12 protein-coding genes are annotated in these 13,087 nt (G+C 61.1%); 2 read left to right on the forward strand and 10 right to left on the reverse strand.

Going from position 1 to position 13,087, the window contains the following annotated elements:
- Positions 1 to 56: 56 nt before the first annotated feature.
- Together B5G42_RS15120 and glnA are read right to left on the reverse strand one after the other, a co-directional pair.
- Positions 57 to 575: an ANTAR domain-containing response regulator gene (locus B5G42_RS15120; RefSeq protein WP_087272071.1), complete on the reverse strand. Its 519-nt coding sequence runs from the start codon at positions 573 to 575 to the stop codon at positions 57 to 59.
- Positions 576 to 607: 32 nt separating this feature from the next.
- On the reverse strand, positions 608 to 1,939 hold the full coding sequence (gene glnA / locus B5G42_RS15125; protein WP_087272074.1) for a type I glutamate--ammonia ligase: 1,332 nt from the start codon (positions 1,937 to 1,939) through the stop codon (positions 608 to 610).
- A gap of 329 nt (positions 1,940 to 2,268) precedes the next feature.
- Between glnA and fumC the strand changes: the two genes are divergently transcribed.
- Complete coding sequence (gene fumC / locus B5G42_RS15130) at positions 2,269 to 3,633, forward strand: class II fumarate hydratase (protein WP_087272076.1); 1,365 nt, start codon at positions 2,269 to 2,271, stop codon at positions 3,631 to 3,633.
- A 16-nt stretch (positions 3,634 to 3,649) separates the two neighbouring features.
- The gene (locus B5G42_RS15135; protein WP_087272080.1) at positions 3,650 to 4,819 is read left to right on the forward strand and encodes an NAD(P)-dependent malic enzyme; all 1,170 of its coding nucleotides are present in this window, start codon (positions 3,650 to 3,652) and stop codon (positions 4,817 to 4,819) included.
- 76 nt (positions 4,820 to 4,895) lie between these two features.
- Here B5G42_RS15135 and ftsZ read toward each other — a convergent pair whose 3' ends face one another.
- The 8 genes from ftsZ to mraY form a co-directional block, all read right to left on the reverse strand.
- Entirely contained in the window at positions 4,896 to 6,011 is a 1,116-nt protein-coding gene (ftsZ, locus tag B5G42_RS15140) for a cell division protein FtsZ (protein WP_087272082.1), read from the reverse strand.
- A gap of 60 nt (positions 6,012 to 6,071) precedes the next feature.
- Complete coding sequence (locus B5G42_RS15145) at positions 6,072 to 6,461, reverse strand: small basic family protein (protein WP_087272085.1); 390 nt, start codon at positions 6,459 to 6,461, stop codon at positions 6,072 to 6,074.
- Entirely contained in the window at positions 6,462 to 7,214 is a 753-nt protein-coding gene (locus B5G42_RS15150; RefSeq protein ID WP_087188119.1) for a DUF881 domain-containing protein, read from the reverse strand.
- A 16-nt stretch (positions 7,215 to 7,230) separates the two neighbouring features.
- On the reverse strand, positions 7,231 to 8,205 hold the full coding sequence (locus tag B5G42_RS15155; protein ID WP_087272088.1) for a cell division protein FtsQ/DivIB: 975 nt from the start codon (positions 8,203 to 8,205) through the stop codon (positions 7,231 to 7,233).
- A gap of 89 nt (positions 8,206 to 8,294) precedes the next feature.
- Positions 8,295 to 9,542: a UDP-N-acetylglucosamine 1-carboxyvinyltransferase gene (gene murA / locus B5G42_RS15160; protein ID WP_087272091.1), complete on the reverse strand. Its 1,248-nt coding sequence runs from the start codon at positions 9,540 to 9,542 to the stop codon at positions 8,295 to 8,297.
- A gap of 63 nt (positions 9,543 to 9,605) precedes the next feature.
- Positions 9,606 to 10,739 (reverse strand): undecaprenyldiphospho-muramoylpentapeptide beta-N-acetylglucosaminyltransferase, encoded by a 1,134-nt coding sequence (gene murG / locus B5G42_RS15165; protein WP_087272094.1) that lies wholly within the window; start codon positions 10,737 to 10,739, stop codon positions 9,606 to 9,608.
- Positions 10,740 to 10,764: 25 nt separating this feature from the next.
- On the reverse strand, positions 10,765 to 11,976 hold the full coding sequence (locus B5G42_RS15170) for an FtsW/RodA/SpoVE family cell cycle protein (RefSeq protein ID WP_242955361.1): 1,212 nt from the start codon (positions 11,974 to 11,976) through the stop codon (positions 10,765 to 10,767).
- Between the two features lie 34 nt (positions 11,977 to 12,010).
- Complete coding sequence (mraY, locus tag B5G42_RS15175) at positions 12,011 to 12,991, reverse strand: phospho-N-acetylmuramoyl-pentapeptide-transferase (RefSeq protein ID WP_087188115.1); 981 nt, start codon at positions 12,989 to 12,991, stop codon at positions 12,011 to 12,013.
- Positions 12,992 to 13,087 lie beyond the last annotated feature (96 nt).

Genomic DNA, 13,087 nt, shown 5'->3' on the forward strand with positions numbered 1-13,087 from the left:
GTCCTGTCCCGGACCGCCGCCGCGAGACTGCTTCGTCTCCTGCTATTTTATGCTCCTTACCAACGGTCCAGAATCATCCGGGCCGCCTGAGCCAGCTTGACGCCGGCTGCCATGCTCTTCTTCTGGAGCGTGCGGTGGGCCTCCTCTTCGCTGAGGCCCTCGGTCATCAGCTTGGCCTTGGCCTGGACAATGCAGTCCCGTTCCTCCTGACTGCGTCCAAGGGGCTGGGCATGGACCTGCGCCAGCAGCTCCTCCACCGCACCCAGCAGCTCACTGCGGGATGCCGGAGCACTCAGCCGCAAAATCTCCGGATTCTGCACCAGGTCCAGCTGACTCTGGGATGCCACCATCAACATATGGCAGAAGGAGGGCAGATCCTCATACAGAAGCTCCGCCGGGCCATCGGCAAATTTGTAGCCGCATACCACGGCGGGCACCTGCTGCTCGTGGACGGTGCGGCGCACCTGGTCGGCGGAGGTACACAGCAGACAGGCTGCGGTACCCGACCGCTCCAAGATCTCCCGGATGCGCTTGCCGTTTTGCAGGCCGGCAAAAGCTACAATCACCTTTTCCATATCCGGTCAATTCCGCTGGGGTGGACAGGCGATCAATAGTTGATGATGTATCTTTCCCGCTCCCAGGAGGACACACGGGTGCGGTACTCCTCCCACTCCTTCTTTTTGCCCTCCAGGTAGTTCTGGGCCACGTGGTCGCCCAGGGTATCCAGGATGAGCTGATCGGCCTCCAGGGCACGGATGGCCTCCTCCAGAGAACCGGGCAGGGAGTCGATGCCGTGGGCCTTCCGGGCGGCGTTGTCCATGGCATAGATGTTCTCGGTGATCTCGGCGGGAGGCGTGAGACCCTTCTCGATGCCGTCCAGGCCGGCAGCCAGGCACACGGCAAAGGATAGATAGGGGTTGCAGGCCGGATCGGGGGAGCGCAGCTCCACACGGGTAGACTGGCCCCGGGAGGCAGGGATGCGGATGAGGGCGGAGCGGTTGGAGGCGGACCAAGCCAGGTAGCAGGGGGCCTCGTAGCCGGGCACCAGACGCTTGTAGGAGTTGACCAGGGGATTGGTGATGGCGGCCATACCCTTCACATGGGCCAGCAGGCCGGCGATGAAGGCGTAGGCCTCCTTGGACAGACCCCGCTCGCCGTTGGGATCATAGAACACGTTCTTACCGTTGCGGAAGAGGGACATATTGGTGTGCATACCGGAGCCGGCCACGCCGTAGATAGGCTTGGGCATAAAGGTGGCGTGGAGCCCGTTCTTCTGGGCCAGAGTCTTGACCGCCAGCTTGAAGGTCATGATGTTGTCGGCAGCGTGAAGGGCCTCTTCGTACTTGAAGTCGATCTCATGCTGGCCCTCTGCACACTCGTGGTGGGAAGCTTCGATCTCAAACTTCATAGCCTCCAGGGCCAGGCAGATTTCCCGGCGGGTGGACTCGCCGTGGTCCAGAGGACCCAGGTCAAAGTAGCCGGCCTCGTCGTTGGTCTTGGTGGTGGGCTTACCTTCGTCGTCGGTCTGGAACAGGAAGAACTCGGCCTCGGGTCCCACGTTGAAAGCATCAAATCCCATATCCTTGGCTTTCTGCAGAGCACGCTTGAGCACATAGCGGGGATCGCCGGCGAAGGGGCTGCCGTCGGTATTGTGCACGTCACAGATCAGCCGGGCCACCTTACCGTGATGGGGCTGCCAGGGAAATACCCGGTAGGATTTCAAATCCGGATAGAGGTACTGGTCGGACTCGTCGATACGGACAAAGCCCTCGATGGAGGAACCGTCAAACATACACTGATTGTTCACCGCCTTCTCGATCTGGGAGGCGGTAATGGCCACATTCTTCAGCTGGCCGAAAATGTCGGTGAATTGCAGACGGATGAATTTCACGTCCTCTTCCCGTACCATGCGGATGATATCTTCTTTGGAGTGCGGCATGACAGGGGCCCCTTTCTCTCATCAAAATCATAGATTCAGATAGCAAAGAAGGCGCTCCGCCCCCCGGGCCGGAACGCCTTTGTTCACAACTGAAATTAGTATAAGTGCTTGCTCCGCTCCTGTCAAGGGAGTAGCCTACCAGAAAAAGATTTTTGTGGCAACAAGCAGGGGGGCCTGCTTTCGCCCCCCTCTTCCTTGTGCGGACAGCACAAATCCGACACAAAAGGGCGCTCTTTCCAGGTGTCAGACTTTTATCCCGACAGAAACTGTGCTAAAATGCAGACATTAGAATGGCGCCGTCCGCAGACGGAGAAAGGGATGGTCAATACATGGAATATCGGATCGAACGGGACAGCATGGGCGAGATGCAGGTGCCCGCCGACCGCTACTGGGGCGCTCAGACCCAGCGCAGCTACCAGAACTTCAAGATCGGCACGGAGCGGATGCCCCAGGAGATTATCCGTGCCTTTGGTATCCTGAAAAAGGCCGCCGCCATGGCCAACCACAGCCTGGGCAAGCTGGACGAGGAAAAGCTGAATGTGATCTCCCAGGCCTGTGACGAGGTGATTGCCGGCCAGCTGGACGGCCACTTCCCCCTGGTGGTATGGCAGACCGGCAGCGGCACCCAGTCCAACATGAACGTCAACGAGGTGGTGGCCAACCGGGGCAATGAGCTGGCGGGCAAAAAGCTGCTCCACCCCAATGACCACGTCAATATGTCCCAGTCCTCCAACGACACCTTCCCCACCGCCATGCACATTGCCGCTGCGGTGGAGCTGGAGGACAAGCTCTTCCCCGCACTGGACGCCCTTATCTCCACCTTTAAGCGCTTGGAGGGGGAAAATCAGGACGTGGTGAAGAGCGGCCGCACCCATCTCCAGGACGCGGTGCCCATCACCGTGGCCCAGGAGATCAGCGGCTGGCGCTCCAGCCTGGAGAAGGACAAGGCCCTGCTGGAGCTGGCCCTTCCCGCACTCCACCAGCTGGCCCTGGGCGGCACCGCTGTAGGAACTGGCCTCAACGCCCCCAAGGGTTTCGACACCGCCGTGGCTCAGGCGGTGAGTCAGCTCACCGGCAAGCCCTTTGTCACCGCTCCTAACAAGTTCCACGCCCTCACCAGCAAGGACGAGCTGGTCTTTGCCCATGGCGGCCTGAAGGCTCTGGCCGCCGACCTGATGAAGATCGCCAACGACGTGCGCTGGCTGTCCTCCGGCCCCCGGTGCGGCCTGGGCGAGCTCCATATTCCCGAGAATGAGCCCGGCTCCTCCATCATGCCCGGCAAGGTCAACCCCACCCAGTGCGAGGCGGTGACCATGGTGGCCGTTCAGGTCATGGCCAACGATGTGGCAGTGGGTATGGCCGCCTCCCAGGGCAACTTTGAGCTCAATGTCTTTATGCCGGTGTGCATCTACAACTTCCTCCAGTCGGTGCGGCTGCTGGCCGACGCTATGGACTCCTTCAACCGCAACTGCGCCGTGGGCATCACCGCCAACCGGGACAAGTGCCGCCACAACCTGCACAACTCCCTCATGCTGGTCACCGCCCTCAATCCCTACATCGGCTATGACAACGCCGCCAAGACCGCCAAGAAGGCCCACGCCGAGGGGATCTCCCTGAAGGAGGCCTGCGTCAGCCTGGGCTTCCTGACGGCGGAGCAGTTTGACGAAGTATTCCATCCGGAAGAAATGGTTTAAGAAAGAAGGCTTTTTCATGGATATCAATCAGCAGGCTCTGGACCTCCACTATCAGCTCCAGGGCAAGATCGAAGTGATCTCCCGCAAACCCATCCAGACCCGTGAGGACCTGTCCCTGATGTACACCCCCGGCGTGGCCGAGCCCTGCCGGGTCATTGCCAAGGACTACGAGCAGTCCTTCCGCCTCACCCGCCGGAGCAATCTGGTGGCCGTCATCACCGACGGCTCTGCCGTGCTGGGTCTGGGGGACATCGGCCCCGCCGCCGGTATGCCGGTGATGGAGGGCAAGTGCGCCCTGTTCAAGGAGTTCGGCGGGGTGGACGCCTTCCCCATCTGTGTGGACACCAAGGACGTGGATAAGCTGGTGGAGACCATCGTCCTCATTTCCAAGAGCTTCGGCGGCATCAATCTGGAGGACATCGCCGCCCCCCGCTGCTTTGAGGTGGAGCGCCGCCTGAAAGAGGTGTGCGATATCCCCGTGTTCCACGACGACCAGCACGGCACCGCCATCGTGGTGGCCGCCGCCATGCTCAACGCCGCAAAAGTCACCGGCAAGACCCTGGGCCAGATGAAGATCATCATCAACGGCGCCGGAGCCGCCGGCATTGCCATCGGCAAGCTGCTCATCTCCATGGGCTTCGGCAACATTGTCATGTGCGACTTGGGCGGCATCATCTGCGAGGGAGACGAGGGCCTCAACGCGGGTCAGGAGGAGATCTCCCACATCTCCAACCTGAACCACGAGCACGGCACCCTGGCCGACGCCCTCAAGGGAGCCGACGCCTTTGTAGGCGTGTCCCGGCCCAACTTGGTCACCGCCGAGATGGTGTCCACCATGAATCAGGGTATCGTCTTTGCCATGGCCAACCCCACCCCCGAGATCATGCCCGATGAGGCCAAGAAGGGCGGCGCCGTCGTCATCGGCACCGGCCGCTCCGACTTTCCCAACCAGATCAACAACGTGCTGGTGTTCCCCGGCATCTTCAAGGGCGCCCTGGCCGTCCGGGCCAGGGAGATCACTGAGGGCATGAAGATCCGGGCCGCCAAGGCTCTGGCCGCCCTGGTCACCGACGACCAGCTCACCGCCGCGTACATTCTGCCCTCCGCCCTGGATAAGACGGTGGCAGACGCGGTAGCCGACGCCGTGGCCCAGGAGGCCAGAGAACAGGGCATCGCCCGCATCTAAGCGCGTTCCAAACAGAAAACCCCCGTTCCGCCAAAGCGGAACGGGGGTTGTTTTGCGCCATCAATCAGCCGCTTCCTCAGCGGTTGCGATTGAAAATCTTGAAGATATCGTCGAAGGGATCGTCCTCGGCAGGTGCGGCGGGTGCTTCCTGACCGCCAGCGGGCTGCTGAGCAGGCTGGGCCCCAGTCTTCTTCTCCGCAGCGGCGGTGAAGGGCTTGTTGGGCATGGCGCCCTCCAGCTCCTCAAAGCCGGTAGCAATAACGGTAACCCGGATCTCGTCCTCCAGGGTGTCGTCGAAAGCGGCACCGAAGATGATGAGGGCGTCGGGATGGGCGGCCTGCTGCACCAGGTTGGCAGCGGTCTCCACTTCCTCCAGGCCGATGTCCACGGAGCCGGTAACATTGACCAGCACGCCCTTGGCGCCGTTGATGGAAGTCTCCAGCAGAGGGCTGGAAATGGCCATCTTGGCGGCCTCCTCGGCCTTGTTCTTGCCGGCGGCCCGGCCAACGCCCATGTGAGCCATACCGGCATTCTGCATGACGGCGGTCACGTCGGCGAAGTCCAGGTTGATGAAGCCGGTATTCTTGATCAGGTCGGAGATGGACTGCACCGCCTGACGCAGCACATCGTCGGCGATCTCGAAGGCATTCTGGAAGGTGATCTTCTGATCGGTGGCAAACTTCAGCCGCTCGTTGGGGATGATCACCAGGCTGTCCACCCGGGTACGCAGCTCCTCAATGCCCTTTTCCGCCTGCATCATACGCCGGCGGCCCTCAAAGTTGAAGGGCTTGGTGACCACGCCCACGGTGAGGATGCCCATCTCCTTGGCGATATCAGCCACGATGGGAGCCGCACCGGTGCCGGTGCCGCCGCCCATACCGGCGGTGATGAACACCATGTCGGCGTCCTCCAGGGCCTTGGAAACCGCGTTGCGGCTCTCCTCGGCGGACTTACGGCCCACCTCGGGGTCGCTGCCCGCGCCCTGACCGCCGGTGAGCTTTTCACCGATCTGAATCTTAAAGGTCGCACTGGAAACGGCAAGCGCCTGCTTGTCCGTATTCACAGCGATAAAATCAACACCCTTGGTTCCGGATTTCACCATCCGGTTGACTACGTTGTTGCCGCCGCCGCCGACACCGATCACCTTGATCGTGACCACATTATCCGGCCCGGTGTCCAGTCCAAACGCCATAACTGCTCCTCCTATGTAGAACGTATTCGTGAAAAACACACGTAGAAGAGGCAGGACCTGTTATCTTTGGTCCTCCTCATGGGAAGATACTATATCTAGTTGATTTATTGTATCTCTCTTTTGCTTCGAGGTCAATAGTTCCCGCCGGATTTTAGCAAAGTTTTGGAACATACGGGTGCCGAAGACCACCACTGCCGCCAGGTACAGAGGGATGCCCAATTTCTGCCCCAACCAGGTGAGAAAAGCGGCGATGGCGGCGTTTCCGATGGTGCCCGACAGGAACACCGACAGCCGGAACTGTTTTTCCAGCCGGGCGCAGTAGCCGCCCAGGGCGGAGTCCAGCGCCGCCAGCAGTCCGGCGGCCACATAGAGGGAATATTGACTGGGAATGGTCCAGGGCACCAGAATGCCCACCAGCACACCCACCAGCAAACCGATCAATTCCAGCATTTACTCGCCCCCCTCTTCACTCTCCGGCACCACAGTGTGGGCATATTGATACTCCACCGTGCCGTTGTACTTGGGGATGAGCAGCAGATCGCTGGCTGTCACCTTCACCGAAATGCCCCACTGGCTCAGCACATCCACCACGCCGTTGCGCATGGTAAGCGCGCTGTACAGGGTATCCGGATCGCCGATGGCAAAGATCACATAGGGGGCGGCATACCGCCGGCCATTCACCGTCACCACCGCGCCGGTACAGCGGATCTCACTGTTGGCCAGCAGACGCTCCCCGTTGAGGGAGATGGCCTCCGCCCCGGCGGAGCGCAGCTCGTTGACCACCGACAGCAGGTCGTTGTCGTGAATGAGATAGTCCGCCTCTTCACCGGTCACATTGCTCTGGGTGGAGTCCTCCAGGATTACAGTGACGCCCGGCCCCTCCACATCGGTGCGGCCGGCGGTGATCTCCAGCTGCTCCACTTCCTTCCGCAGGGCCTCGCTGCCCTCGTCGCCGGAGGCCGCCTGGTCCCGGTAAATCGCAAGCTCGCCCTGCAGCTGGGCCACCTGATCCTCCAGGGCGTCGTTCTGCTTGCTCTGCTCGTTATACAGCTCCTGCAGGGTCTCAAGGCGGCTGGCATTGGTGGCGTCCGCCGCACCGGTGAGCTGGACCGTCCGCAGCTGTGCTGCCAACAGATAGCCCACGATGATGCACACCACCACCACAGCAAACTCGCCTTTGTTGCGTCGTTTCTTTTCTGCCATGAAATACTCCTTGCTCTTATTGCTCCGGCGCCTGTTCCGGTACCGTGGGCGTATGGGACGGCTGGGCCGGCGCCTCCGGCTGGACCGATTCCTCCGGTTGCACGGATTCCTCCGGAGGAGTTGTGGTCTCCGTCTGGGTCTCTCCGCCAGAGCTCTCCGGCTGCTGCGTGGGCTCCGTGGGAACCTCCAGAGGACTCCAACCCTCCGGCAGCCAACGTTCGGGCAGCAGATGGATCTCCCGCTCATCATAATTCTGGTCCAGAGTACCCGTCCGGGGCAGGCCCCGCTCATCCATGGTCTCCAGGGCCAGCTTCAGCTCGTAGGTCTCCTCGTCAAAGTCGCCGTTCATGGGGAAGATCACCGTCAGATTTTCGCCGTAGCCGAAGCGGATCTCATTGCCGGAGGACAGATCGATAAAGCTCTTCAGGCTTCCTGTCATCACCCGGCCCCGAATGGCCTTCAAAAAGGCCTGGAGCCGCTCCAGCTTGTCCTGCTGCTCAAGGGCCACGGTGAGCACATTGCCCACCGTTGGGTTGACCGGGTCCAGGCCCAGCACCTGGGGCTTGCCCTGGACCAGAGCGGCATCTCCTACCTCCAGCAGCTTGCACTTGTCGTCCAGCAGCCAGTAACTGCCGCCGCTCTCTACCCAGGCTACACCGGTGCTCTCCGTCACCTCAAAAATCAGGGTGTCGGGCAATTTTCGGCTGATGGCCACGTCATCCACATAGGGCAGCTGAGTCAAAATCCGGTCGGCGATCTGGTACTTGTTCAGCGTGAACAGGTTGTCCCCCTTCTCCACGCCGGCAGCCGACAGAATCTCTTCCTGCGTATAACGGGAATTGCCTGCCACCACCATGGTGTTCACCCGGAAAAAGATGATGCAGCCTACCAAAATGGCGGCAAAGATGAGCAGAATGGACAGCAGCTTATAGAGGACGCCAAAGCGCCCCCGATTCCGCCGCCGTCTTTTTCTGTTCCGTCTTGCCGCCATTGTGCCGTTCTCCTGTTCTTTTTTCTCCATCCTCGCACAGAATGGTTGATTCTTTGCTAAGAAATTCTTACGATTTCCTCAAACTTATCTCACACCCGCCGGATCTGGGCCCCCAGCCGCTGCAAATCGTACTCCAGAGACTGATAGCCCCGGTCAATATGGTGCAAACCGGTGACGGTGGTGGTCCCCTCCGCCCCCAGAGCGGCCACTACCAGGGCGGCCCCGCCCCGCAGGTCGGAGGCCATAACGGTGGCTCCGTGGAGCCGGGACACCCCGTACACCACAGCCACCCGGCCTTCCACCCGGATGTCCGCCCCCATACGGATGAGCTCATCCACATGGCGGTACCGGCTTTCAAACATATTTTCCACAAAGACCGTGCAGCCGGTCCCCCCTGCCAGGGCCGCCATCAGAGGGGCCTGGGCGTCGGTGGGAAAGCCGGGATAGGGGGCCGTCCGCACCGGACGCACTCCCTTCAGCACGCCGCCACTTCCAAGGCAGATCCGGTCCACCTCACTGTGTACCTGGCAGCCGGCCTCCTTCAGCACTGCCGTCACCGTGGACAGGGTGCGCCAGTCTACGCCGGTTACCTCTACGTCGCCTCCCGCGGCGGCAGCCGCCGCCAGGTAGGTGGCAGCCACGATCCGGTCACCCATCACCCGATAGGCTCCGCCGTGGAGGGGGATGCCCCCTTCCACCGTAATGACCGAGCTGCCCGCCCCCCGGACCTGGGCGCCCAAAGCCTGCAAAAAGCCCTGGAGGTCCACAATCTCCGGTTCCCGGGCGGCGTTGGTGATGGTAGTGGTACCTTGAGCGCACACCGCTGCCAGCATGGCGTTCTCGGTGGCCCCCACGCTGGGCAGAGAGAGGACGATGTCCGCGCCCCGCAGCCTGCCGGAACAGGAAAGTCCCCCCTCCCGGTCCTCCACCCTGCCCCCCAGGGCACGGATGGCAGCCAGATGTAGGTCAATGGGGCGGGGTCCCAGCTCACAGCCGCCGGGCGCGCACAGCCGCGCCTGTCCCATCCGCCCCAGGATGGCCCCCAGGAAGATGACGGAGGAACGCATCTCCCGCATCAGAGCGTCGGGCACATCCCAGCGGCTGGGGGCGGAGGCGTCCACCACCACGCCGTCCCCCTGCCATTCCGCCCTGCAGCCCAGGTGGCGCAGGATGGCCAGGGAGGCCTCCACATCGGAAAGGCGGGGACAATTCTGGATCACACAGGCCCCCGGAGCCAACAGACAGGCGGCCAGGATGGGCAGCACACTGTTCTTTGCCCCGTGGACCATCACGGAACCCTCCAGCGGCCGGCCCCCTTCTATCACGTATGCACTCATAGCTTCCATCCTCCGCATTCAGGATTTATGTACGCCATCCTATGCGTCCGATGGAAGGCCGGTTCATTTTGCCCGCTTTTCCAACAATTCCTTCAGAGTCTGATAGATTTTTTCCGCCGCGTCGGGAGAGCCCATCTCCCGCAAAGCCCGGCTCATCTTTTCCCGGCGGTCGGGATCAGCCAGCAGCTGATGGACCAAATTGTAGAGCTTCTCACCGCTGGACTCGCTCTCGGGCAGCAGCACCGCCCCGCCGGCATTGGCCAGCACCCGGGCGTTCTTGGTCTGATGGTCGGCCACCACATTGGGGGATGGTACCAGCACCGCCGGCCGGGCGATGGCAGTAAGCTCCGCGATGGTGGAGGCACCGGCCCGGCAGAGCACCAGGTCGGCCGCTGCCATCACCAGAGGCATATCATAGATGTATTGCCGCACCTCAACGCCGGGATACTGAGCCAGGTCAACGCCCTGCTCTTTCAAACCGGCCAGGACCTGCTCATAGTTGCGGCCTGCGCCGTGGATGTGCCGCCAGGGCGCGCCCGCCCGGCATTCCCGGACGATACAGTCGGTGATCTGCTCGTTCATCACCTTGGCGCCCAGGCTGCCCCACACCGATACCACCAGAGGCCGTCCGTCGGTAAAGCCCAGCTTTTCCCGGGCCTCCTTCCGGTTATAGCGGAAGAAGTCCTCTCGAACTGGGGTGCCGGTCACCACCACCTTGGAGGGGGCGTCATAGTGGCTGCGGCTCTCCTCAAAGCCCACCATCACCGCATCCACCACCTTGGACAGAGTCTTGGTAGTAAGGCCGGGAACGGCGTTGGACTCGTGGACGGCGGTAGGGATCCCACGGGCTGCCGCCGCGTTGACCACGGGATAGGAGGCATAGCCGCCGGTACCCACCACCAGGTCGGGCCGGAACCGATCCAGAATAGCGTTGGCCTGCTTCTTGGACTTATTCATATTCAACAGGGTCTTAATGTTGTGTCCAATGGCCGCCGGGGTGATGGACCGCTGGAAGTTGGTAATGGTCACCGTCTGGATCTCATAGCCCTCCTTGGGCACCAGCCGGGTCTCCATACCGCCGTCGGCTCCCACAAAAAGCACCTGACAGCCCGGATTGCGGGCCTGAAACATCTGGGCCAGGGCCACCGCGGGATTCACATGACCCGCGGTCCCGCCGCAGGTAAAGAGGATTTTCATTTACCCATTTCCCTCCTGCATCGCACTATTCTTGTTTGGGCGCCGGTATTTGTCGTGATACTGACAATACCATACCCATCTCCGCCAACTGGATCATCAATGCCGTGCCTCCATAGCTGAAGAATGGCAAGGAGATACCAGTGGAGGGGATCAGGTTGGTGACCACAGAGATGTTCAGAAAAACCTGTACAGCCGTCAGGGTAGTAATGCCTACCACCAGCAGGGCACCGAAGCGGTCCCGGGCATGGACGGCGATCCAGTACCCCCGGATCACCAGCAGGATAAACAGCAGAATAACAATGGCCGCCCCTACAAAGCCCATCTCCTCGCACCAGATGGAGAAGATATAGTCGTTTTCCGACTCGGGCAGGTAGAGGAACTTCTGGCGGCTCTTGCCGAAGCCCACGCCCAGCAGGCCGCCGGAACCAATGGCATAGAGGGACTGGATGATCTGGAAGCCCTTGTCCCGACCATTCATTCCGTCGTTCCACGGGTCCTTCCAGATGGCCAGACGGGTAGCCATGTAGCTGGTCTGGGTCATGATGAAGAAAAGACCTGCTGCCGCCACGGCGCCGCCGCCGATAAACCAGTACAGCTTAATACCCGCGGCAAAGAGCACCGAGGCGCCCCCCACCAGCACCAGGATGGTACCCGACATATGGGGCTCCATCAGCATCAGAATGGCCACCAGACCCAGGATGAGGAAATAGGGGATGGGTTCCAGGACCCCCTTCTCATCCAGCCAGGCATAGAGGCCGCTGAGGGGGTGGCGGGGCGGCAGCCGCTTGTGCTTCTCCGTATTGCGCTTGGACAGGCGGGCCGCGAAGTACATGATGACGCCCACCTTGGCGATCTCAGAGGGCTGGAAACCGCCGATGATGGGCAGACTGATCCACCGCTGGGCACCCACGGTGCTCTTGCCGTAGCCGAAGGGAATGACCAGCACCAGCAGGATAATGGAGATGCCCAGCACGAAAATGGACAGACCACGGAAGGTCTGATAGTTGATCTTGGAGATCAGGAACATGGCGATCAGGCCCACCACGCCAAACCCAGCCTGCTTGATAAAATAGTTGGCCGGATCCAGCCCCTCCTGCATGGCGGTGGGATAAGACGCAGAAAACACCGCAATCACGCCAATGGCGGTAAGGATCACCACCAGCATCAGAAACGGGATGTCGATAGGCCCCCGGGCCAGCTGCTGCATCACCGTCAGGTCTCGTCTGCGTTTTACCATGGTCTGTCACCTCCCGTATCACGATGCCAATGGGTCAGCGGTACATGACCCCCCAGAAAGCCAGCGCGCACATCACCAGGGTAATCCCGGTAAACACGCAGAACAGTTTGACCTCACTCCAGCCGCCCATCTCCAGATGGTGGTGGAGGGGGGCCATGCGGAAGATCCGCTTACCGTGGGTCAGCTTAAAGTATCCAACCTGTATAATGTCGGACAGGGTTTCCGCAATGTAGATGATGCCCACCAGGATGAGCACCAGGGGGATATCCAGCGCAAAGGCCAGGCCGCACACCGCGCCGCCCAGGAAGAGGGAGCCGGTGTCGCCCATGAATACCTTAGCAGGATGGAAATTGTAGATCAGGAAACCGGCCAGGCCGCCCAACAGAGCACCGGAGAAAATGCCCAGCTCATAGTGGCCCCACCAACAGGCCACGGCGGTAAAGAAGAGCATCACCGGCATGGTAACGCCGCTGGCCAGGCCGTCGATGCCGTCGGTGATGTTGACGGCGTTGACACAGCCCACCATGACAAAGGCGGCAAAGACCATGTACACCGGCCAGGGCACCGACAGGGTCACGTTGAAGAAGGGGATATACAGATCGGGGGTCAGATAGCCGAAGTTGCGCATGAGCACAGTGAACAGGATGGCTGCCGCCAGCTGCAGAATGAACTTCTGGGGGGCGGTCAGGCCGGTGTTCTCATGCTTCTTTACCTTAAAATAGTCGTCGATATAGCCGATGATGCCAAACACCAGGGCAAAGAGCAGAACAAATCCGCCGCCGAACTTCCCAGCGGCAAAATCCTGCCAGCTCAGAGCGGCCACCGCCACGATGGCGGCGATGATAAACATGAGTCCGCCCATGGTGGGGGTACCCTGTTTGGACATATGCCAGGTGGGGCCAATCTCCTTGATGGACTGGCCAGCCTTCATGCGCCGCAGCACGGGAATGAGCACCCGGCCCGCCAGAGCGGCCACCACAAACCCGATCAGGCAGCTGATGACGATCCTCAACATCTCTTTTGCAACCTCCAAAGCCTCTTACAGCTCAAATTTTGTCCGTTCCAAATGGACCAACGTGGTATTCTATCACAGACTGTCCCTGGTTTCCAC

The sequence above is a fragment of the Flavonifractor sp. An91 genome, from assembly GCF_002159225.1.
Taxonomy (GTDB): domain Bacteria; phylum Bacillota; class Clostridia; order Oscillospirales; family Oscillospiraceae; genus Flavonifractor; species Flavonifractor avicola.

Excerpts from the sequence above, each read along its gene's own strand:
- B5G42_RS15120 (WP_087272071.1), bottom strand. The coding sequence starts at position 575 with ATGGAAAAGGTGATTGTAGCTTTTGCCGGCCTGCAAAACGGCAAGCGC.
- glnA (WP_087272074.1), bottom strand. The coding sequence starts at position 1,939 with ATGCCGCACTCCAAAGAAGATATCATCCGCATGGTACGGGAAGAGGAC.
- fumC (WP_087272076.1), top strand. The coding sequence starts at position 2,269 with ATGGAATATCGGATCGAACGGGACAGCATGGGCGAGATGCAGGTGCCC.
- B5G42_RS15135 (WP_087272080.1), top strand. The coding sequence starts at position 3,650 with ATGGATATCAATCAGCAGGCTCTGGACCTCCACTATCAGCTCCAGGGC.
- ftsZ (WP_087272082.1), bottom strand. The coding sequence starts at position 6,011 with ATGGCGTTTGGACTGGACACCGGGCCGGATAATGTGGTCACGATCAAG.
- B5G42_RS15145 (WP_087272085.1), bottom strand. The coding sequence starts at position 6,461 with ATGCTGGAATTGATCGGTTTGCTGGTGGGTGTGCTGGTGGGCATTCTG.
- B5G42_RS15150 (WP_087188119.1), bottom strand. The coding sequence starts at position 7,214 with ATGGCAGAAAAGAAACGACGCAACAAAGGCGAGTTTGCTGTGGTGGTG.
- B5G42_RS15155 (WP_087272088.1), bottom strand. The coding sequence starts at position 8,205 with ATGGCGGCAAGACGGAACAGAAAAAGACGGCGGCGGAATCGGGGGCGC.
- murA (WP_087272091.1), bottom strand. The coding sequence starts at position 9,542 with ATGAGTGCATACGTGATAGAAGGGGGCCGGCCGCTGGAGGGTTCCGTG.
- murG (WP_087272094.1), bottom strand. The coding sequence starts at position 10,739 with ATGAAAATCCTCTTTACCTGCGGCGGGACCGCGGGTCATGTGAATCCC.
- B5G42_RS15170 (WP_242955361.1), bottom strand. The coding sequence starts at position 11,976 with ATGGTAAAACGCAGACGAGACCTGACGGTGATGCAGCAGCTGGCCCGG.
- mraY (WP_087188115.1), bottom strand. The coding sequence starts at position 12,991 with ATGTTGAGGATCGTCATCAGCTGCCTGATCGGGTTTGTGGTGGCCGCT.